We start from the raw sequence: 19,096 nt of genomic DNA on the forward strand, positions 1-19,096 counted from the left end.
AACTCCGCTCGACTTGCATGTATTAGGCACGCCGCCAGCGTTCGTCCTGAGCCAGGATCAAACTCTCCAAATTGGTGTTTGTCCGCGAAACCTCTCTCTAACCAAAGGTCAGATTGAAGCTTCTCGTCTGCTCATTACTTTTTATCGCTTTTTCATCAATCCGTTAGGATTCATGAGGCAGTTTTACTCGTTGTTCAGTTTTCAAAGAGCAATCTTTTCTTTCTCTCCGTCCAAGTGTTTCTCTCGGCCGGAATTAGAATATACCATGCACTTGCCCAATTGGTCAAGCATTTGCACAAAAAAAATTCAAAAGAGTAGATAAAGCCTATTTGCTAGCCAAAGAACCTATACAAAATACTTATTAAATCCTTGATCATTTCTCTTGTACCGATCGACATGTGCATGTCGGGCGGGTCAAGCCTTCATTTTCATATAGATATAGAGTTATTATTTGAGTATAATGGTGGAAATGTAGCACCGAGGAGGATTATTATTTATGGATTCGCATTACGATGGGCAGCCTGGCTCTCAACAACAGCCTAACCCTTACCAGCAGCAACCGCCTTACTATCAACCGCCGAAGACAAACGGCAAAGCGATAACTGCGCTGGTTTTGGGGGTCTCATCCATTGTCATTCCCTATATTGGATTTTTTATTGGAATTGTAGGCATTATTTTCGGAAACCTGTCCTTAAAGGAAATTAAACGAACTGGCGAACAGGGACGCGGACTAGGCATAGCCGGTCTTGTCTGCTCAATCATTGGCACGATTTTATGGGTTCTCATCGTTGGTGTTGTAGTCGCGATTTTCATATTTGCAGCAAGCTCTGGTGATTCATTCAACTACGACAACAATTATAGCCTTGGCTAGAATAATAAAAGCCGGATTCCTTTATTGGAAACCCGGCTTTTTTCTAGTTACGTTCTCAACATTGCTTACTTATGATTCGGGTTTACCAGCTAAACGTTTTTGTTCAATACAAAAAACTGTTCCGCTTTCTCGCGATGCTCATCTGTAATTTGTCCGCTAAGCGATTTGTATGCAATGAGAACCGCTGTGGCATCGTCAACAAATCCCGCTATAGGTATAAAATCAGGAATTAAATCAAGCGGCAAAATCCAGTAGGCTAGCGCACCAACTGCCGTAGCTTTTGCGGCTAGAGGCGTTTTCGGGTCGATGGAGCAATAATAAAGCGTAACGACTTCCTTCACAAAGGGAACCTTTGAGGCATATCGCTTCACCTTAGCCAAAAAACCATCCTGTACATACTTCGCCTGCTGCTCCTGATCACCGATTTTACTAACCCACTTATTTATATCAACTTCCTGTTGCGAGCCGCGCTGCACATTAGCCTGCACAGCATTCTCCAGCTCTTTATCCGTTAGTTCATATGGAATAGATTCTTCAATAAGCTTCGATCCGCAAGAGGAGCAATTCGCTGATAACAGCCTGTTCTTCTCGACATGGTTGTGATGGCCACAATTCACGCAATCTATAGCAGTCATGATCTCTACCTCCTTCGTCATATATAGGTATACTCCGATCCCTTGCGAATAGTTGCATTGGAAATCATTCCAATTAAAGCACAGTAGTTGAACAGCTGCCGACAATATGTACCTAAAGTCCGCTAACAATTCTACTATAGTACCCTTTTCGTTCCAGCAACTGCGCATGTGATCCTTTCTCTATAATGACGCCGTCCTGAAGCACCGCAATTTGATCCGCTTGCTGAATCGTGTTCAGCCTATGCGCGATAACAAAGCTCGTACGACCCTGCATCAAACGCTGCAACGCTTCCTGAATTTTAATTTCTGTAACCGTGTCAATGCTGCTTGTCGCCTCATCGAGTACCAATATGGAAGGATTGGCCAAAATAGCCCGAGCGATTGCCAGCAGCTGCTTCTGTCCTTGGCTAATGCCGCTGCCATCGAACTTTAGGACAGCGTCATAGCCATCCCGCATACGCGCAATAAAGGAATGCGCGTTAGCCAGCTTTGCCGCCTGCTCAACCTCGGTATCCGTCGCGTCGAGCTTGCCATAGCGAATATTTTCACGAATGGTCCCTTCGAACAGAAAAGGGTCCTGGAGCACGAACGCCATATACGAGCGTAAACTTTCTCTCTTAATCTCCCGACTGTCATGGCCGTCAATGCTGATGCTCCCTGAGCTTGGATCGTAAAATCGGCATAAAAGCTGAATAAGCGTGGACTTGCCAGCTCCCGTCGGTCCTACGAGAGCAATCGTCTCGCCTGGCTGCACAGTAAAGCTGACTCCGCTAATTGTAGAGCCGCGTCCCTCATATGCGAAGGATACATCATCAAATACGACAGACCCCCTAACCATATCAAGCTCCCGGGCCGCACTCTCATCTTTACGCTCTTCATCCTCACTAAGCACTTCAAATACCCGCTCCGCCCCAGCTACTGCTGACAGCAGCGTATTCCATTGATTCGCCAAATCATTAAGCGGACGCGTAAACTGTCTTGAATATTCTGCGAAAATGACAATAACACCAACGGTAATCGCATCGTTTAAAACAAAGATCGCACCAATTCCCGCAATGATCGCGAAGCTTAAATTGTTTAATGCATTCATCAGCTTCGGAATGAAGCCGGATATCGTCTGCGCCCAAAACCCCGATAGGCGTATGCGCTCATTACGCTCCTTGAACGAGGCAATAACCGTCTTTTCCTGAGAAAAAGCTTTTACGATTCGCTGTCCCGAAAGGGTTTCTTCTATATAACCGTTCAAATCACCCAGATTGCGCTGCTGTGCCTTGAACAATCGTCCCGTCTGTCTCGTGATCCAATTCATTCCCAGCGCCATCAGCGGAACCACAAGAAAAGTCAGCAACGTCAGAAGCGGACTAAGGGACAGCATGACGGTAATCGTACCAATCAGCAGCAGCACGCTCGAGAGCACTTGAATGACAGAGCTGTTCAGGGAAGAGCTCACGTTCTCAATATCATTTGTGACTCGGCTCATCAATTCTCCATGCTGACGCTTGCTGAAATAGGGAATCGGCAGCCGGTGCAGATGCTCAAACAATTGAACACGCATCCGATAAATGGTCTTCTGGGAAATCGTAATCATCCATATACTCTGCAGCCACATCGTAAGAGAATGAAGAACGTACACTGCAGCTATTCCAATAAGAAATACAATGAATCCACTGTTGCGATTTATTAAATAATGATCGATTGCTGTTCCTACCAGATATGGACCAAGCAGGGAGAACGCGGAGCTTAGCACGACCATTGCCATAACTGCGGCAAGTCGGCCTTTGTATACAATCAGATAGCTCCACATTTGTTTGAGCGTCTGTGCTGCGTTTTTGGCTCTCGGCTTAGGTTTACCTTTGCCAGGGGCCTCTTCTCTAAGACCTGCGGCTTGCGACGGTTTAGAATATTGAAAGGGCTCCATTATTTGTTTAAGCACGGGATACACCTTCCTTCCCGAACTGCGATTCGTAAATTTTCTGATACAAGGGAGATAAGCTAAGCAGCTGCTCATGCTTGCCTTGTGCAAGCAGCTCTCCTTCATCCAGCAGCAATATCGTATCTGCTCCGACAGTGGAGCTTATTTTCTGTGTAACAAGGAAGGTTGTGCATTTTCTCTGCTTAAGCGCATGCAGCAAGGCGGTTTCAGTATGAACATCAAGTGCGCTTGTACTGTCATCAAGCAGCAAAATAAATGGTTTTCGTACGAGCGCCCGCGCTATCGTGAGCCGCTGCTTCTGACCGCCTGACAAATTAACGCCCTTCTGACCGACAATCGTATCGTACTGCTCCGGCAGCTTCATGATCGTTTCATGGATTTGCGCCAGTCTAGCCGCTTCCATTACTTCCTCAAGTGTGGCATTTTCCTTGCCCCAGCGAATATTATCAGCAACTGTTCCGGTAAATAACATGATCTCTTGCGGGACATATCCGATTTGCTTGCGCAGCTGCTCCAGCTTCATCTGCCGATTATCTATCCCGTCGACCCGAATCGTTCCGCTCTGTACATCGTATAGACGAGGTATTAGCTGAACCAAGGAAGACTTGCCTGAGCCGGTCGCTCCCATAATCGCAATCGTCTCTCCCGGATTGGCTTGGAATGAAATATCTCTGAGCACCCGCTGATCATTATCCGCATATTGAAAGGAAACCTGCTCAAACGAGACGGTTCCTTGTTGAAGCTTGACCCTATCAACGCTCTCCTCTGCATCCTTCAGATCAATGTCTGTCAGAATTACCTCTTCAATCCGCTGGGCCGAAGCCCGGGCACGCGAGTAGTTGACTACGATCATCGACATAATCGATAAAGCTGCGGTCGTCCTTGTTGCATAATTTACGATGGCAACAACTTCGCCGACGGATGCGCCGCTCGAATCTAATTCGAATCGCCCAAACCACAATATCGCAATAACACTCGTATTCATCACCAGCAAAATAATCGGCATCGTAAGCTCCGTCAAGCGAAGCGCCGATACCGTTCTGTCCATTAGCTGCTCACTGGCGTGTCCGAAGCGACCCGCTTCGTGCTTCATTCGAACGAACACGCGGACAATTCGCATTCCGATCAGATTTTGCTGCATTACGCCATTCACATGATCAAGCTGCTGCTGCACGGAACGGAACAACCGCTCGCCACGCTTCAGCACCCAGAACAGAAACACGCTAAGTAAAGGAATGACTGCAGCGAGCCAAAGAGCCAGCTTAGGCTGAACCACAAACGCCATTGCGATGCTGCCAATGACGAGCAGCGGTGCTCTGAGCATAATGCGCAGCCCCATAAACACTGTATTTTGCAGCTGCGTGACGTCATTTGTCAATCTAGTAATGAGAGAGGATTCTGGAAATCGATTGAAATTGGCAAATGAGAAGGATTGTACCTTATCATACAGCTTCTCCCTCAAATCAAAGCCAAAGCTTTGACTGACATGCGAAGCATAGAAGGAGCTGAAAATGCCGACAACAAAAGCTAGAATCGAGCAGCCTATCAACACGCCGCCCCACTGCAGCACAACGGTTAAATTATTCTCTCCGATACCATTGTCAATAATTTTCGATATAATTAGTGGCTGCAGCAGCTCCACAGCAAGCTCCATTAGCATGAGCAGAAGTGCGACGACGGCAGCAAATCGGTATTTTTTCAAATAAGTGAACATGGTTCGCATTGTATAGGGCCTCCGAGTATGAATGGCTGTAAAAGCTATCGTACTCATTATATCTGCTTCTAGAAGAAATGGAATGCTTTAGGATAAAAAGAGCGGAGAAAGAATTAATTATCCCGAGATGAAGAGTAAACCTGCGCGTGACTCAGGCAGCCATGCCGCCCGATCAATTGCGCACATCCTCGTAGAACACCCGAAACATGATGTCGTGATTATAGTTGCCGAAGCCTTTGCCGTACAAGGTTAGGCCCCCCACATGCGCAGCATCCTCCCTGACACCGATTCGGAAGCTCCAATAATTGCGATCAAGTCCGATCTCGCCGATACCGACGTTCGACATATGCTGACCATCAATGAATGTGCCATCCTCTTGAATTCGAATAACTTTGAGCAAGCCGTACTGATTGATTCGATCATGCCACCAAGCTGGTGAAAATCTGCCTCTCACTTCGCCGTAGTCCCCCGGACTCGTCCACATGCCGATCCCCATTCCATTCAGCGAAAAATCAATATCCGACGGCCAATTTTCATTCACGCCGGGCGCTTCCGAGCCTAACTCCATCGTTATTTCAAGAGCGACAGGCTTCTGGCCCGTCAGCAAATAATTGGGCACCTTATATTCGACGTAGCCCTTGCCAAACCAAAGGATTCCGGCATTCATCCGCTCAGGCTCGAGGAAAAACCGCGGATCATCGAATTGTCCGATTATTTTCTCTACGGTAGCAAGGCCGCAGGTTGGGGATACCTCGAACTGGGTAAAGTGACCGACAGGAACGCTAACCTCATGCACCTTCTTCACATCCAGTGCAGGATGCGGCAATTCAATGGAGATTGAACGCTCAGCGAGTGTGCAAATTTTGTGCGTTCCGCCATTCTTTCGCACCATCTTCGTCTGCACGAGTCCCGCCTTCTCCAGCTTGCGAATATGCATCGTTATGATTGCGCTGCTAAGTCCGAGCGACTCGGCCAGCTCCTTCACATTCATTTTTTTCTCAGCTAACAAATTGATAATTGATAATCGAACCGGACTAGCCAGCGCTTCATATAATGGCAGCCATGTTTCATTTGTATTTGCATGGATCATGTTCGTCTCCTCCTTTTTTTATTCTATAACAATAGAAGGGCATCTCGAAAGTCGCGATTGCGACTTTCGGACACCCCTGGCTTCGACTTCATTTACTTAGCTTTATGCATTCAGCTTAATACGTATAACATTCCACGAGGCTTTGCCAAGCGTCACTTGAATTTTCCCGCCGTCGCCAAGCACTGCATTGCCGCCTATATGCGGCGTTACTCGATTAGGCGCTTCCGCCGTATTCGTCATTTTCAGATCCTCATGCTCGAGGACGATATGCTCCATAATGGAGAAGCTACCAAAGCTGCGAAGATCGATGTCAAACGGAAGCGCTTCTTCGATGTTGCGGTTAACCGCGAAGATCGTCACTTCCTCCTTCTCCTCGTTATGGATGGCTACCGTCTCCAGGTAAGGCACATCTGTAAATTCCTTTGAATCGTATTTCGGCGATTTAACAAGCGGCACAAGCGCCGTTCCCCGTCCAAAAATGCTGGCATGCATATAGGGATAGTAAATGGTTTGCTTCCAGGCAGGGCCGCCGTTTTGCGTCATGATCGGCGCAATAACGTTGACAAGCTGAGCGATACAAGCCATCTTCACACGGTCCGCACGCTTCAGCATGCTAATAAGCATACAGCCGACTACAAGCGCATCCTCATGATTGTAGACATCCTCCAGCTGCGGCGGTGCGATCGTCCAAGGCTCCAGCTCCTTGTCCTGAGCATTGGAGTGGAACCATACGTTCCATTCATCAAAGGAAAGGTTAATCTTCTTCTTGCCGCGCTTTTTCGCTTGAACATAGTCGCAGGTTGCGATTACCGTATTAATGTAAGAATCCATCCCCATCGATTGCGCGAGGAAACTTTTCGTATCGTTTTGATGATTGCCGTAATATTGATGGATCGAGATATAATCTACCGTATTGTAGCATAAATCAAGCACAGTCGCTTCCCATTCCGGAAAGGTCGGCATGCCAATGTACGAGCTTCCGGAAGCGACTAGTTCAATGGTTGGATCAACCCAGCGCATTGCTTTGCCCGTTTCGTTAGCCAGTCTGCCGTATTCCACTGCTGTTTTGTGACCGATTTGCCATGGACCGTCCATCTCATTGCCAAGACACCACGTTTTCACATTATGCGGATCCTTATAGCCATGCTCTATACGAAGATCGCTCCAGTAGGAGCCGGATTTATGATTGGAATATTCAATGAGATTACGCGCATCATCAATGCCCCGAGTCCCCAGGTTAACCGCCATCATAGCTTCGGTATTCGCTTTCTTGCACCAGTCCATAAATTCATTGAAGCCGATCCAGTTCGGTTCGATGGTTCTCCAAGCCAGCTCAAGTCTTCTCGGACGCTTATCAACAGGACCAACGCCGTCCTCCCAGTTGTAACCGGATACAAAGTTGCCTCCAGGATAACGGACGATAGGCACATCAATGCCTTTTACAAGCTCAAGCACATCGGCACGGAAGCCTTGTTCATCCGCCTCTGGATGATCCGCTTCATAAATTCCGCCATACACCGCACGACCAAGATGCTCAATAAAAGAGCCGTAAATACGCTTATCCACTTCACCGATCTGAAAATCCTTATCCACGATCATTGATGCTTTGTTTGCCATGTTCTCCACCCCATCATCGAATTAATAGATTCATTAAGTACTTCATTATTTATTAATCAAATCTCTAGTTTTCATTTAACTACAGGATTTGAATTAATTCAAGAATTAATTTTATGTAACTAAATTTATGTTTTTATTAATTCAATTTACCGGTTATATGATTGAGTTTGCGAATAACCATGGCTCCCCTGACATACATATGGTATGAATCGTATTTTCGAATGCGGAGGGATGAGGCATGAACCAGGATGAGATTCGCGAGCTGGAGCGATCCATCGATGAAATAACAGAAATTGCTCAGAGCTTCGGGCTGGATTTTTACCAAATGCGATATGAGATATGTCCTGCGGACATTATTTACACGTTCGGCGCTTACGGCATGCCCACCCGCTTCAGCCATTGGAGCTTTGGCAAAACGTAACATCAACTATATGAAGATATATAGACATGAAAAAAGGGAACCGTAATGGCTCCCTTTTTCTTATTCATCTTCGTTTACTTCGTCGTCTTCTTCATCATCAGCAAGTAAGTCTATTCCTTGTTCTGCCGCTCTCATGACTGCAAGAGCGTACATTTCGTGAATGAGATCGTCAACATCAGGTGGGAATTTCAATTTTTTCTTATCCACTGGCAAGCCCCCTTTTGTCTTCACTTCATGTGTATGCAGCTTCTTCGATAGGACAACCATAGAAATTTCAACCTCCACCCGTTTTTTTAACTTCTATATTCAAATCAAGCGCGAGTTTATAAAATGCTTTCCATCTGATTTTATCGTATGTCTTGGGACTGATTGGCGGGTTGAAGATGAAACAATACACTTTCATATCGTTCATGTATTCACCTTCGTACTCTTCGCGCATATACCGTTGCTCTATAAGGAGTCTTTCTTTCGGGTGTAGCCGTCTCACAGCTCGTTCTATGCGTTCACAAAACGTTTTGCGTTCTGACGGAACGTCTACATTATGAATGGCAATTTGCGCGGTTTGGTCACTGGTTGTATTTGTCGGCCCATGAAACCGTTCTGTGTACCCTGCCGTTATGCTCGCTTCGCGTTCATCATGGGTTAAATACTTGTATAATTGATATTTTTCAAGAGCCCGCCTGACTGCCACTTTTGTTTTTTCTACATCCAGCTCTGGCATGTCAAACTCCAATTCTTGCTGCACCACGCCACACCCCCTTTTATGGGAGCGCCCCAGCCGGAGCCAGAGCGCTTATATATTCAATCAAAAAAGTACGTTTATTAAGTAGATGATGCCCGCCCAAAAGAAACTGCAAAAGATGAAGATTCCCGACCACGCTATGATGAAAGGCCAGTTCCAGCCGCTTCGCATTAATCAAGATCCTCGAACTCGGCTTCCTGCTGATCCTCGTCCTCTTTTCCTTCTCGTTTTGCTGGCTTGCGGAACTCTTCAAGGCTCATTTGTGCCGAAGCGATGGTTAAATCCACTTCTCTACCGACAAGAGCGTAATATTCGCCCGTCTGTTTCATCGTTGCATCGCCGCGAATTTCGAACTCTATAACCAACTTGTTAACATCCCCAACCGTCTTTTTAAATTCGGTTGTAAGCTTGTGCGTGCAACCTTCAACGAATATCTCTGTGACTTCACCCGTAAAAGGTCTAAAGTCGTGATTGTGCTTTTCGTCGCCAGTGATATGGAATTGCAGCATTTCCTTTTTCGAATCCTTTACCGCTTTAAAGATTTTAGCTTTCACTTGAATTTTCATATGGTCATATCCCCTTAAAATTAGTTTTTGTGGAGCGATGTTCTTCCGTGTTCAGCCTGCGTTCACGTTTTGCTTCACAACCCTTCGAGCGATAGACGCCAGCAGCCCCCAAGTCAGCAATACTTCATTGCGGTATGGTGCTTTCTTAATGACCTTGGTGGTCAAATCTTCTGCGACATAAAGCAATCCACACTCTTCCGGAATTTCATCTGGACGGACAAGACCAGTTGGGACTGCAAAGTAAAATTCATTGGAGTGCTGTAGTGCCTGTTCTCGTTTCGTGGGGTTCGAAATTTCATGCAGGAAATCACTTCGCGAAACCTTTACCTCATACGCGATAGTCATATGCCCCTTTGACGGGTATAGGTTTATCGCCCAAGCATCAAAACGTTGTTCGGGATTCATTCCCTTGCGTATGTTCTTGTATCCTGTGCCTGCTCGTAACTCATCGAAAAACGCCCATTCCCTACCTACTGCTCCGTGTCGTTTACGGAGTGCGTCAACAACTTCTTTTGCGTTCACTTAATCCCTCCTCATGTATTTGCGTATTCAGTCGGTGTACGTCTTCCCAAATAGTGCTACAAATCCAGATCTGTTCGATAGTTCAACTTTACTAACGTAATGAACCATATTGTTCACTTGCAAAATTAGTCGGAAATCCATTTCTTGGTCTGCCTCTAGTAAGAGTGCCACCGCTTCACGAACTTTCATTCTCGCAATCCCCCCCATGTTCCTCAATATTCATGCGCTTTCCGCTTCTGTGACCAGTGAATCTATCGTCACTATTTCCATGCCTAGTGCTTTTGCTAAATCAACCTCAATGCGTGCTCCTCTTGATTCCTCCCAGCCCGCTAATGTGGCGACCTTTTTACAATCCATAAGCGCCTTAATATCAGCTCGCATGAACCCTTCCCAAGTCTTTTCATAGGGTTCTATTTCATGAGGACTAATTACGCTATAACCTAGCTCTCTTAGCCTATGCGCGGCTAATCGGAATGCTGGATAATTGAATTCTGGGTGACCTGTCATGGGTCCTGAAATGTATATATTCATGCGTTATAACCTCCCAAGATACTTAATATTCATTCAGATACCTGAGCCTGCCGCTCAATCTCGTCTTTGATCTTCTGCTCTGGCGCAAACTTCTCTTTCCATCCGTCCGGCTTTTGAATCTTGCCCTGCTCGTCCCTTAAAACAGTTCCATCCGGCATGATCTTCCCGAGATTGGCGCGAGCCACTATGTTGAACAGCGGTTCGGGATTAACACCCATCAACGTAAACGTGCCGATTGCAAAGTAAATCAAATCTATCAGCGCGTCGGTTTGGTCTTCGATGGTTTCGGCTGTTAAGAACTCGCCCATCTCTTCAACCATGTATGAAGCACGTTTCAAGGCTTCGCCGCCGTTCATCGGATTCCACATTTTCATTTCTTCCGACAACTCTGCAAGCTTTTGCCCGTATTTATCAGGCCAGGCTGGCCTTCCCCCTCTATCTAACTTCGTCGGCTTGTCCGGCATTTCAATCCCGGCAGCGGCGTGAAATCGGTAAACTTGGTCGTAATGCTTTTTCATGTCCTCTTATCCTCCTTGTTTTTAAAAACCCCGATCTGTACACTTTGCTTGCCTTGCGGTATAAATAAATCTTTACGCGCCCATTCTTCCGCAGTCATTTTCCGCGTTGTTACAGGGCCGTTTGCGGGCTTCATAAACTCTGTTGTCGGTTGCGGCAGCGCCCTTGCTCTTTGTCGTGGGCTATGGTCTTTCATTGACGGAAGCGATGAGCCATTTCAGATGTTTGTCAGCCTTTTGCAAGTCCTCTGCGCCGTTCTTGAGAAGGTAACGGCTCGTATACTTCATGATGTTACCCAGGCAGTACCCTTGCCATTGTTCCGGCGTAAGCTTCGCTTTGATATAGTCAATTGTTTCAATGCCGCCCGCCATGTAGTGATTGGGGGAATTAACTGAATTTCCTTCCACGCAACTCCCTCCCTTCCACGTAATCAAGCCATTTAAGCTGTACCTCTACCCGCATTCGGTGGATGTTTTGACGTGATTTGCCCCGTTCTTGAGCAATTTCGACCAATGTTTTGCCATCCAAAACGCCCCGCATCATTGTTTGATATGATGGTTTTAACCTTGAAATGAAGTCGTCAATTATCAAACGCCCGTCGTGGTCGTCTCCCAAACCGATGATGTTATAAATGTTATCTTCGTTTTCTTCATCCCTTACCGTTCTATCAGCCGACTTCGTTCTGATTTTCAAGAACTCAAGCGCGCTTTCAATTTTTTTAACGGGACATTTGTAAATCTTCGCCAACTCTTCAAGTTCCATTTCTTGTTGACCTCTCATCCGTATGAAGCGGCTCAATTCAATCACTCGAACACTGGCGCTTATATCCGCTTTGCGATTTAATTCAGACATCATGTAAAAGTTGATTGTCGAGCAAGCAAAGGTTGAAAATGAGTAACCCTTCGAATCGTCATACCTTTGAACGGCGCTCATTAGCCCAATGCTTCCGACTTGAACCAAATCATCAAAATCAACAATGGTGTTTTTATTGGCCCTCAAGATCATTTTGTTCGCCATCTTTATGACCAAGCCCATGTTATCTAAAACCATTTGCTCTTTTTCTTTCGGAAACGTCATTTGAATACAACTCCTTTCCGAGAATGTTTTGCTACCTTGCCGCTACGCTTGCGGCTCCTGCGGATCTGCTCATTACGAGCTGCGGCTTTGTCTGCCAACGTAGCAACCCGGCTATGATGAATGATTTCGTTCAACTGCGCGTTCGACGCTTTGCTCATGTCCACTGAAACCACTCCTTTCGCAATCATCAATTACACGAACGGCACGTTAAAACGAATAGCTATCCAGCAAAGGAGCGTGTTCCGAATTTCCAAGGAGCGGAACCAGTCGTTCACCTATGGCCCGGATAACATTAACCGTCACGGCATTTCCCGCCTGCTTATAACGCTGTGAATCTGATACCCCTGCGGCTGCTACCGTGTTGTGCGCTTCGTCCGAGAAACCTTGCAGGCGCCAGCATTCGAGTGGCGTTAGTTTGCGGATACGGTAGCGTGGCGACGTCTCTAATACGGCAGTCTGCGTTTGGTTTCGGTTCAGCCCGCGCCAGTCCGAAGCGGATAAGCAATGTGCTTGATCTAACTCGCGTCCTATACCACTTTTGCGCGAGTATTCAATCCCCTGTAAAACGTGTGTTCTGCGTCCCTTGCCAATATCGCCTGGCGACGTGCCCTTTGCGTAATTTGCATCGATTGTGTATGAGATTCCACTACCTTCCGAGTATTGTTGAATGTTTGCGATTAATGCCGCAGGTGCAGATTCCAATCGTACTAACACTTTCGCCGTCTTTTCCTCCGACAGATAATAACGCTCGTCCACGTTCGTCTCTAAAATATCCCGCAGCCGCGTCGTCACCGTGTCATTCGTCGGCCAATCGAAGTTAAACGTTCTGATTCCGAGGTCTTGCGCCCGCCGCTTTGCCTTCGCTTCCACGCCGTTACCACTGACGATCCAATCCGAATGTTCTGCGTCACGGCTGGCGCATATGAATATCCGTTCGCGATTCTGCGGAACGCCGTAATGCTTCGAGTTAAGCACGCGGAAGTCGATTGCGTAGCCGATGTCGTTAAGCACGGTACACATCGTTTCGAACGTCTTGCCGCCATCGTGTGAGAGCAGGCCCTTCACGTTCTCCAACAGCATCAAACGCGGCTGTTTAGCGGATGCAATACGTGCAATCTCGAAGAATAAAGTACCGCGCGCTTCTTCGAACCCTTTACGCTGGCCGGCAACGCTGAACGCCTGACACGGAAAGCCACCGACTAATACGTCATGATCGGGTATGTCGTGCGCTTCAATCTTCGTAATGTCTCCATGCAATTCCGCTGCTCCGTCGTAAAGCGCCCGATAAGCCTTGACTGCAAAAGGGTCAATTTCAGAAGCGAACACACACTCGCCGTCTAACTCGTCCAACGCTTGCCGGAATCCCCCAACCCCTGCGAACAATTCAATGAACTTAAATCCCATTTCCCTCTCCCCCATCATTTTAAGCCCCTACGAGCCAGTTTGAGACTATCACTTTCGAAATCACCACTTACATCGAAGTCAGAATAAAACGGCGTCAGCGGGCTTCTGAGAGCGTGTGCGCGGCTTTTTACCCGTTAACTCTGATACAGCTTTCGCGGCTGCTTTTTCTTTCTTCTTTTTGTTAGCTGCTGCTTTCTCGGCTTTCTTGTCTGCGGCTGGCTTTAGAACAGTCTTCACAACCTCGTATTGATAAGCTTTATAATCGCCTGCCATTAGTTCATAATCATTCAAAGTTAATGCATAAGCGATTTGAGCCAGCACATAAGCATCAATGACGTTATTGCTCGAATGTGAATAGCCCCAATGCTCGTACACCCCTTGAGCAACCGCCGCTTTGCCATCCAGTTTTTTACCGTCTGCGTCAAACCGATGCCGTGAAGCGTCACAGAACTTCTTGAGCGCTGTCGGCGCTACGTCATGGAATTTGATACCCCTGCGGAACAATGCGCCCCGTATGCCGTAAGCCAGCCCCCACATAAAGCCAACGCCTTGCCCTTGTGCGCCCATAGCTGGCGACTCGATACAAACAACATCTTCCGGCTGTATGTGATCCATAATTTCTTGTATCAATGATTCCATTCGCTTCGGGTCAACGTTTCCGACTCCCTGTAAATCCTTCTGCCGGAGTACGTTTCCTTGCTCATTCATTGCAACAAAGCCCGTTTTAGTGCTTGGATCCAGACCCACAAATCTTTTCACTCCGCTTCGCCCCTCTCCACATTCCTTCGCTTGCAACTTCTTTCGGCAGTTTGTACACTTCGCCAATAACCCTACCCTCATCGTCATAGATGATTTCCCAAGGTGTAGTTTGAAAGAAGGGGTCAAACCTTTCTTTCTTGGGTGCGGGCTTCATGTGTTAGAGTCTTTCATGAACACAAGCCAATGAGTTTTACTCCTGCGATTACCGAATAGCGGCTGACGCCCGATGGCTTTAAGAATCTCGCCTAAGCCAACTTGATCTTCATTCCATTTGAAAATAAGTGTTCCATTCGGAATTAGAACCCTCATGCACTCATAAAACCCCTGCTTAATATCTTCCTGCCAATCCGGCCCTAGCTTCCCGTATTTCTTGGCCAGCCATGAACCCTCGCCAGCCTTCAATAAGTGCGGAGGATCAAAGACAACAAGATAGAACGAATTATCCGCGAACGGCATATTCCTAAAATCAGCCACGACATCCGGATTCACTTCGAGTTTCCGACCGTCGCACAATGTATCACTAAGCGTTCGATTGTCCATGTACAGGACGTCCTCGTTTTGCTTATCGAACCAAAACATGCGACTCCCGCAACATGCGTCTAAAATACGTGGTCCCATTTACCAGCCATCCTTTCGCTATAGTCTCCGAGCAGCTTGTCAATGCGGTTGTAAGCCTGCATATATCGCACCCGTTCTGATTCATCAAGCAATGGGTCACTAATCACCTTTGCCGCAGCAACCAACCGAGCAAGCTGCACTTCGTATTCTTCATACGTTTCGATGCGATCAGGAAGCTTTGCCATGTTGCCCCCGATCCAGGTCAACAAACTTCCCGATGTTTTTGATAAACGCCATTTCGACTGTGCCTGTCCCGACATCGCGGCCTTTGGCTATAATTAGCTCAACGATCCTCTTTTTGTCAGAATCTTTGTTGTAATACTCGTCTCGGTACAGGAACGTTATAATGTCAGCATCCCGCTCTATGCCGCCCGACTCCCCCAAATCAGACATCATAGGCCGCTTGTCTTGCCGTTCCTCAACTTTCCGACTGAGCTGCGATAGAGCGACCACTGTCACACCCAAGGTTCGAGCGATTAACTTGAGCTGGCGAGATACATATTCAACCTCTTCGCGCCGACTGTTGAATTTACGCCCGCCGCCGATGATTTGAACGTAGTCCACATAAACAACAATTGTGTCATGCTTCTTCTTGAGCTTCTTAACCTCGCTCTTAATGAACTGAACGGTCATTCCTGGCTTATCGGTGATGTACAGCGGCAGCCTATCCAATTCGTCGCGGGCTTGGCTGTACTTCTGCCAATCTGTTTCATCGAACATCCCCGTTCGCATCTTATTGCTGTCCAAATGGGCCAGCGCACAAATAACGCGTTCAGTTATTTTGATTTCTTTCATCTCTGCCGAGAAGATTGCCGCCGCCACGCCGCCGCCCGTAGACGTTCGTATAGCATCGCACACCATCGCTGCTGTCTTGCCCATTGAAGGCCGCGCTGCAATGATCTCCATATCTCCGACTTGATGCCCACTCGTTATGCGATCAACTTCCTTGCTGATCGTCTTGGCGCCTGTCATTCCTTTCTTCGTCTGCCGTTCCTTGATTTCTTTCACATGACCGTCGAGCGTAGAACCCATGTGCCGGAGCCCTTCGCCGTTATTGGCAGCTGTAAGCTCGTTCAATTCCTCGAGCCGCGCTTGACCTTTGGCGATATGCTCCTTAACGTCGATCCCTTCCATCCTTGCCGCTGCCGCCATCTCTTCCATCGCCGCCGCTGTCTCTCGCTGTATGTAGCTGTTGCGAATGATGGCTTGATAATGCTCGAAGTGGGAAACAGACGGCACCGAGCTGAAAAGCTGTTGGAGATAAGACACGCCGCCGATCTTGCCGATGTTCTCGCCTGCTGCCTGAGTGATTAGGAGAACATCGACTGTGTTATGAAGCTCGAAGCAATATTGCAAGGTTTTAAGAATAAGTCCGTGTCGTCCGTCTGCTGCCAGCTCTTGCGGTTGAATATAGCAGTCGTCAATCAAGTCAGGCTGAAAAATCAACGAGCCTAGAAAAGCGGCTTCTGCGTCGTATAGTTGATTCAAACGTCCACCGCCTTTCGTTTGAGCAAGTGTTCAGGCGGCGGTACAGCTTTGCGCTCCCACTCTTCCAGCTCTGCGAATCTCTCAACTGTTTGAAGCAGCAACTGCCCGTGACCTGTCACATCGTCCTCAATTCGCATAATGTCAGCTATCGTTGGCGGGAAACGGTTAGCCTTAATGTATTTCTGTAGATTATTTTTAGCCCGATCAAAATGGATTTCAGAAACATAGTCATGCCACAGCCTTACAACTGGTTCACTTATCTCGAAGTGCGGGAACGCCGTTTTGATAACCGCCAATAGCTGCGCCGTTTCCTGCTTGTTCACTCGCTGCTCCCTCCTTGTAGAAATTTGCGAGAACGTCCATCTGCTCTGCATTCTTTTGTTGCTTGGTCTGAACGGCTGGATATTGCTTTGCGTTCTTCTCCCACGTTCTAACGGCGGCTTTCCAATCCTTCATCTTCGTTTTACCTACCATCCAGCCATTAGCTGTGTAATGGTCAAACCATCTTTCGGGGTCAACTCCTTTGCCGCGTTCTTTGCAATAGGCTGTGACTTCCTCAAGAAGTGGAGGGATAAATTTAGTTCGTGTCGTGTCGTTAGGCACAATATCTTTTAAATCTTCTTTTACTTTCCTTTCCTTTCCTTTACTTTCCTTTAATGCATCGTTTTCTGATGCATATGCATCCGTTTTGCATTGCGTCTGCATTCCGTTTGCATCATCAGAACCCGAAAACCCTTGATTTCCCTCGGTTTTGTTCCAACGCTTATTTGCTGCCGCTTGCTTCGCTTCTTTGACTTTTTCCCTCTTATTCATCCGATTTAGAAGCGAATTGCTCCAAAACCATTCGCCGTCACTACCGAATAATTCGAACTCATGAATGCAATCCGTAATAAACTGTTGTGCATCCTCCATGCATTTGCATTCCATTTGCTTTGCATATGCATGAAAAACGTACTTGCCTTGCATGTCCAATTTATAACCGTCAGCTTCGCGCATCATCTCGACGAGAATCCAGAACCATCCGTAACCCTCTGCCCCGTACACACTCCGCATTCCTAAAATTTTCGGATCATGGCGGGCATTCGCATCGTGTGAAAAGTAATATACATCCTTTGCCATGAAATCGCCGCCTAACTAGTTTTCAGCGTTGAACTTGGTTACAAAGTTGAATACGGCTTGGGTCAGGTTAGCTGTGATGTAAGCAGAGTGTTGCGGTTTTTGGCTCCATTCTTTAACCAGCCCCTCAATGCCCTCCCGCAGCCGATCCTCTTTCGTCTGCTCGACAGTGTAGCCATTAACGAGCGCTTGCAGGAGGACGTCACGCCTTTTTCGGTCATCAACGATCCAAGCTGCAATAGTGTTGATGAACTTTGACCCGTGTCTAACTCTTATTGCTTGGTTGACATTGTCTAACAAACTGAAATTACGTCCAGTGCCCATGCTCCATTTTTCATCTTGACGCCTGCATTCGTCGATTGCTTCCGCTACTTCCTTCGGCAACACAACCTTTTTAGGTTCGCGGGCTTCCGTCAACTCCCGCTTAAGCTGCTCGACGTTATTGATAAGACGATCAATGTTCTGCATTGCTTCCCCATATTTCCGAACAGCTTCGACTTCGTCCTCTTTGGAGATTTTAAGTTCTAGCTCGATTGCTTCGGCGTGGGAGATAAGATCGCGTACAACATCGATATGTGCTTTAGCTCCGTATGGTTTAGAATTGATTTTAATAGTCTGAAAATCCCGATCCTTCATGCGTCCCATTTAAACGACCTCCCCTTGTTCTTGTCCTTCTTCTTCTTCAACTACTTCATAATCACCGTTGATAATGTTAACCGTAGGATCTGCGTTTGTTTCTTCCTTCGTATCAACATCATCAACAAATGCCTGCTGCATTTCGATTGACAAGATACCCCACTTGGAAAGCATGTTGCGGATAACTGTTTTCAAGGCCATGGCGTCGAATTTCTCCGCATCTTGCCACGCGCTTGAGCTATAAGAGTAGCTTTTCGAAAACTTCTTAGCATGCGATATTACGCCGTCACGCGTCCATAGAACCGTCTTTTTGAAGCCGTTAATTAGTTCGAAATATCCCACGTAATGCGTGACCACATCGGAAACCTTTCCCTCGAAATCGACCTCAAGCTTTTCGCTTAATGGGTTCCAGCTTTTGAACTGCCCCTCGTATAAAGGAATGGCATTGATTGAGCGGTATTGAGCCGTTCTTAATGCGAGCTGTACTAAACCCTTCCAACCTATCTGGAAGCTGGCGACGTTCTTATAAGGAACAACCCACGCGTAACCTAAATTCTTATCAATCGGGAGATCGAGAATAGCCGCCGTCATTGCCGACTGCACAACGCTCATAGGCTCGCACTTTTGAAGATAGGAATCATTGCCTACAAGTGAAACGATGCTTGCTGCGAACTGTGCCGCCCGCTTGCCTAGGATCTCATCCATTTTCTTTTTCATTGTCGGAGATGCGAGAACACCCTTAACCCCTAATGCTGCTGGAGTAGATGTTGCAGGAGTTTGCCCGCCTGCCGCCTTATTTGCTAGTGTCGTTCCTAAATCCCGTTGATTTGTCGCCATATG

At 47.1% G+C, this 19,096-nt stretch carries 24 protein-coding genes, 1 rRNA gene and 1 pseudogene; 2 read left to right on the plus strand and 24 right to left on the minus strand.

The window, feature by feature from the left end; translation table 11 throughout:
• Nucleotides 1–73 (minus strand): 16S ribosomal RNA (locus ACO9K6_RS03975); the annotation flags it as partial.
• 423 nt (nucleotides 74–496) lie between these two features.
• Here ACO9K6_RS03975 and ACO9K6_RS03980 point away from each other — a divergent pair.
• Nucleotides 497–871, plus strand: coding sequence for a DUF4190 domain-containing protein (locus ACO9K6_RS03980; protein WP_424766250.1), 375 nt, complete (start codon nucleotides 497–499; stop codon nucleotides 869–871).
• Nucleotides 872–960: 89 nt separating this feature from the next.
• Here the strand turns inward: ACO9K6_RS03980 and ACO9K6_RS03985 are convergent, their stop codons facing one another.
• The 5 genes from ACO9K6_RS03985 to arfA all read right to left on the minus strand — a co-directional run bounded on the left by ACO9K6_RS03985 (nucleotide 961) and on the right by arfA (nucleotide 7,860).
• Nucleotides 961–1,506, minus strand: a complete 546-nt coding sequence (locus ACO9K6_RS03985; RefSeq protein WP_424766251.1) for a YkvA family protein — start codon at nucleotides 1,504–1,506, stop codon at nucleotides 961–963.
• Nucleotides 1,507–1,618: 112 nt separating this feature from the next.
• Nucleotides 1,619–3,439, minus strand: a complete 1,821-nt coding sequence (locus ACO9K6_RS03990) for an ABC transporter ATP-binding protein (protein WP_424766252.1) — start codon at nucleotides 3,437–3,439, stop codon at nucleotides 1,619–1,621.
• Nucleotides 3,432–5,162 (minus strand): ABC transporter ATP-binding protein, encoded by a 1,731-nt coding sequence (locus tag ACO9K6_RS03995; protein ID WP_424766253.1) that lies wholly within the window; start codon nucleotides 5,160–5,162, stop codon nucleotides 3,432–3,434. The genes ACO9K6_RS03990 and ACO9K6_RS03995 overlap by 8 nt, the downstream gene beginning before the upstream one ends.
• 163 nt (nucleotides 5,163–5,325) lie before the next feature.
• Nucleotides 5,326–6,243: an ArsR/SmtB family transcription factor gene (locus ACO9K6_RS04000; RefSeq protein WP_424766254.1), complete on the minus strand. Its 918-nt coding sequence runs from the start codon at nucleotides 6,241–6,243 to the stop codon at nucleotides 5,326–5,328.
• Between the two features lie 102 nt (nucleotides 6,244–6,345).
• Nucleotides 6,346–7,860: an arabinosylfuranosidase ArfA gene (arfA, locus tag ACO9K6_RS04005; protein ID WP_424766255.1), complete on the minus strand. Its 1,515-nt coding sequence runs from the start codon at nucleotides 7,858–7,860 to the stop codon at nucleotides 6,346–6,348.
• Between the two features lie 238 nt (nucleotides 7,861–8,098).
• Here arfA and ACO9K6_RS04010 point away from each other — a divergent pair.
• Nucleotides 8,099–8,275 (plus strand): annotated as a pseudogene (locus tag ACO9K6_RS04010) (SpoVR family protein); the annotation flags it as partial.
• Between the two features lie 66 nt (nucleotides 8,276–8,341).
• Here the strand turns inward: ACO9K6_RS04010 and ACO9K6_RS04015 are convergent.
• The 18 genes from ACO9K6_RS04015 to ACO9K6_RS04100 form a co-directional block, all read right to left on the minus strand.
• Complete coding sequence (locus ACO9K6_RS04015) at nucleotides 8,342–8,488, minus strand: hypothetical protein (RefSeq protein WP_424766256.1); 147 nt, start codon at nucleotides 8,486–8,488, stop codon at nucleotides 8,342–8,344.
• 67 nt (nucleotides 8,489–8,555) lie between these two features.
• On the minus strand, nucleotides 8,556–9,029 hold the full coding sequence (locus ACO9K6_RS04020; RefSeq protein ID WP_424766257.1) for an ArpU family phage packaging/lysis transcriptional regulator: 474 nt from the start codon (nucleotides 9,027–9,029) through the stop codon (nucleotides 8,556–8,558).
• A 164-nt stretch (nucleotides 9,030–9,193) separates the two neighbouring features.
• The gene (locus tag ACO9K6_RS04025; protein WP_424766258.1) at nucleotides 9,194–9,589 is read right to left on the minus strand and encodes a hypothetical protein; all 396 of its coding nucleotides are present in this window, start codon (nucleotides 9,587–9,589) and stop codon (nucleotides 9,194–9,196) included.
• Between the two features lie 51 nt (nucleotides 9,590–9,640).
• A complete protein-coding gene (locus ACO9K6_RS04030) occupies nucleotides 9,641–10,111 on the minus strand; it encodes a hypothetical protein (RefSeq protein ID WP_424766259.1) in 471 nt (156 codons plus the stop codon).
• 219 nt (nucleotides 10,112–10,330) lie between these two features.
• The gene (locus ACO9K6_RS04035; RefSeq protein WP_424766260.1) at nucleotides 10,331–10,642 is read right to left on the minus strand and encodes a DUF4406 domain-containing protein; all 312 of its coding nucleotides are present in this window, start codon (nucleotides 10,640–10,642) and stop codon (nucleotides 10,331–10,333) included.
• A 29-nt stretch (nucleotides 10,643–10,671) separates the two neighbouring features.
• Nucleotides 10,672–11,160 carry a pyrophosphohydrolase domain-containing protein gene (locus ACO9K6_RS04040; protein ID WP_424766261.1) on the minus strand — a complete coding sequence of 163 codons (489 nt, stop codon included), beginning with the start codon at nucleotides 11,158–11,160 and terminating at the stop codon, nucleotides 10,672–10,674.
• Between the two features lie 180 nt (nucleotides 11,161–11,340).
• Nucleotides 11,341–11,565, minus strand: a complete 225-nt coding sequence (locus tag ACO9K6_RS04045) for a DUF3310 domain-containing protein (protein WP_424766262.1) — start codon at nucleotides 11,563–11,565, stop codon at nucleotides 11,341–11,343.
• Nucleotides 11,546–12,235: a sigma-70 family RNA polymerase sigma factor gene (locus ACO9K6_RS04050; RefSeq protein WP_424766263.1), complete on the minus strand. Its 690-nt coding sequence runs from the start codon at nucleotides 12,233–12,235 to the stop codon at nucleotides 11,546–11,548. Before ACO9K6_RS04050 ends, ACO9K6_RS04045 begins: the two co-directional genes overlap by 20 nt.
• Nucleotides 12,232–12,399, minus strand: a complete 168-nt coding sequence (locus ACO9K6_RS04055; protein ID WP_424766264.1) for a hypothetical protein — start codon at nucleotides 12,397–12,399, stop codon at nucleotides 12,232–12,234. The genes ACO9K6_RS04050 and ACO9K6_RS04055 overlap by 4 nt, the downstream gene beginning before the upstream one ends.
• A gap of 43 nt (nucleotides 12,400–12,442) precedes the next feature.
• Nucleotides 12,443–13,639, minus strand: coding sequence for a DNA (cytosine-5-)-methyltransferase (gene dcm / locus ACO9K6_RS04060; protein WP_424766265.1), 1,197 nt, complete (start codon nucleotides 13,637–13,639; stop codon nucleotides 12,443–12,445).
• 78 nt (nucleotides 13,640–13,717) lie between these two features.
• Nucleotides 13,718–14,398 (minus strand): RuvC family protein, encoded by a 681-nt coding sequence (locus tag ACO9K6_RS04065; protein ID WP_424766266.1) that lies wholly within the window; start codon nucleotides 14,396–14,398, stop codon nucleotides 13,718–13,720.
• A 150-nt stretch (nucleotides 14,399–14,548) separates the two neighbouring features.
• Nucleotides 14,549–15,016, minus strand: coding sequence for an SAM-dependent methyltransferase (locus tag ACO9K6_RS04070; protein ID WP_424766267.1), 468 nt, complete (start codon nucleotides 15,014–15,016; stop codon nucleotides 14,549–14,551).
• A complete protein-coding gene (locus ACO9K6_RS04075) occupies nucleotides 14,998–15,201 on the minus strand; it encodes a hypothetical protein (protein ID WP_424766268.1) in 204 nt (67 codons plus the stop codon). The genes ACO9K6_RS04070 and ACO9K6_RS04075 overlap by 19 nt, the downstream gene beginning before the upstream one ends.
• On the minus strand, nucleotides 15,185–16,504 hold the full coding sequence (locus tag ACO9K6_RS04080) for a replicative DNA helicase (RefSeq protein ID WP_424766269.1): 1,320 nt from the start codon (nucleotides 16,502–16,504) through the stop codon (nucleotides 15,185–15,187). Before ACO9K6_RS04080 ends, ACO9K6_RS04075 begins: the two co-directional genes overlap by 17 nt.
• Entirely contained in the window at nucleotides 16,501–16,827 is a 327-nt protein-coding gene (locus ACO9K6_RS04085) for a replicative helicase loader/inhibitor (RefSeq protein ID WP_424766270.1), read from the minus strand. The genes ACO9K6_RS04080 and ACO9K6_RS04085 overlap by 4 nt, the downstream gene beginning before the upstream one ends.
• Nucleotides 16,757–17,623, minus strand: coding sequence for a DUF4373 domain-containing protein (locus ACO9K6_RS04090; protein ID WP_424766271.1), 867 nt, complete (start codon nucleotides 17,621–17,623; stop codon nucleotides 16,757–16,759). Before ACO9K6_RS04090 ends, ACO9K6_RS04085 begins: the two co-directional genes overlap by 71 nt.
• Before the next feature lie 15 nt (nucleotides 17,624–17,638).
• Entirely contained in the window at nucleotides 17,639–18,265 is a 627-nt protein-coding gene (locus tag ACO9K6_RS04095; protein WP_424766272.1) for a DUF1642 domain-containing protein, read from the minus strand.
• Nucleotides 18,266–19,093: a recombinase RecT gene (locus tag ACO9K6_RS04100; RefSeq protein ID WP_424766273.1), complete on the minus strand. Its 828-nt coding sequence runs from the start codon at nucleotides 19,091–19,093 to the stop codon at nucleotides 18,266–18,268.
• Nucleotides 19,094–19,096: the final 3 nt, after the last annotated feature.

The sequence above is a fragment of the Paenibacillus praedii genome (assembly GCF_049725345.1).
Lineage (GTDB): Bacteria > Bacillota > Bacilli > Paenibacillales > Paenibacillaceae > Pristimantibacillus.

Bases quoted from the DNA above. Each gene is read 5' to 3' on its own strand.
- ACO9K6_RS03985 (WP_424766251.1), bottom strand. From the start codon at position 1,506: ATGACTGCTATAGATTGCGTGAATTGTGGCCATCACAACCATGTCGAG.
- ACO9K6_RS04100 (WP_424766273.1), bottom strand. From the start codon at position 19,093: ATGGCGACAAATCAACGGGATTTAGGAACGACACTAGCAAATAAGGCG.
- ACO9K6_RS04070 (WP_424766267.1), bottom strand. From the start codon at position 15,016: ATGGGACCACGTATTTTAGACGCATGTTGCGGGAGTCGCATGTTTTGG.
- ACO9K6_RS04035 (WP_424766260.1), bottom strand. From the start codon at position 10,642: ATGAATATATACATTTCAGGACCCATGACAGGTCACCCAGAATTCAAT.
- arfA (WP_424766255.1), bottom strand. From the start codon at position 7,860: ATGGCAAACAAAGCATCAATGATCGTGGATAAGGATTTTCAGATCGGT.
- dcm (WP_424766265.1), bottom strand. From the start codon at position 13,639: ATGGGATTTAAGTTCATTGAATTGTTCGCAGGGGTTGGGGGATTCCGG.
- ACO9K6_RS03995 (WP_424766253.1), bottom strand. From the start codon at position 5,162: ATGCGAACCATGTTCACTTATTTGAAAAAATACCGATTTGCTGCCGTC.
- ACO9K6_RS04050 (WP_424766263.1), bottom strand. From the start codon at position 12,235: ATGACGTTTCCGAAAGAAAAAGAGCAAATGGTTTTAGATAACATGGGC.
- ACO9K6_RS04000 (WP_424766254.1), bottom strand. From the start codon at position 6,243: ATGATCCATGCAAATACAAATGAAACATGGCTGCCATTATATGAAGCG.
- ACO9K6_RS04095 (WP_424766272.1), bottom strand. From the start codon at position 18,265: ATGGGACGCATGAAGGATCGGGATTTTCAGACTATTAAAATCAATTCT.
- ACO9K6_RS04040 (WP_424766261.1), bottom strand. From the start codon at position 11,160: ATGAAAAAGCATTACGACCAAGTTTACCGATTTCACGCCGCTGCCGGG.
- ACO9K6_RS04025 (WP_424766258.1), bottom strand. From the start codon at position 9,589: ATGAAAATTCAAGTGAAAGCTAAAATCTTTAAAGCGGTAAAGGATTCG.
- ACO9K6_RS04090 (WP_424766271.1), bottom strand. From the start codon at position 17,623: ATGGCAAAGGATGTATATTACTTTTCACACGATGCGAATGCCCGCCAT.
- ACO9K6_RS04075 (WP_424766268.1), bottom strand. From the start codon at position 15,201: ATGGCAAAGCTTCCTGATCGCATCGAAACGTATGAAGAATACGAAGTG.
- ACO9K6_RS03980 (WP_424766250.1), top strand. From the start codon at position 497: ATGGATTCGCATTACGATGGGCAGCCTGGCTCTCAACAACAGCCTAAC.